A 508-nucleotide genomic window follows, 5' to 3' on the forward strand; every position below is an offset into this window, starting at 1 on the left:
TTGCCTTGAGATGAGATTTCCCAGAGCCTTGAGCTCTTTGAAGGGTCGTTCGAGACCAGGACGTTGATAGGCTGGGTGTGGAAGTGCAGTAATGCATTAAGCTAACCAGTACTAATTGCCCGTACGGCTTGTCCCTATAACCTTAGCAGGTACAGAGGATAAGAAAGTACATGTTGCGAAGTTGTTGATCGCAATCATTACCCAAAATTCTAAATAATCCGCTTCTTCCAGATTCATGGCTTTGTCGCTCCACTGAGGACAAATGCCAGTACAAGTTATGCCTGATGACCATAGCAAGTTGGTCCCACCCCTTCCCATCCCGAACAGGACCGTGAAACAACTTTGCGCCGATGATAGTGCTGCAACCAGTGTGAAAGTAGGTTATCGTCAGGCTTGTTATTCGCAGTAAGAGAAAAACCCGTCAAGCAATTGGCGGGTTTTTTTTCGTCTGGCGGTTGGATGCGCCGCTGGTGCTGTCGGCTTACGCTGCGCTAAGCCGACCTACGCC

General features: G+C 49.0%; 2 rRNA genes. Both read left to right on the forward strand.

From position 1 onward, the window contains the following. Positions 1–136: ribosomal RNA gene (locus AC0V2Y_RS28645) — 23S ribosomal RNA — on the forward strand; the annotation flags it as partial. Between the two features lie 144 nt (positions 137–280). After that, positions 281–393, forward strand: a 5S ribosomal RNA gene (gene rrf, locus AC0V2Y_RS28650). Positions 394–508 lie beyond the last annotated feature (115 nt).

It is taken from the genome of Janthinobacterium sp. BHSEK (genome assembly GCF_056174685.1).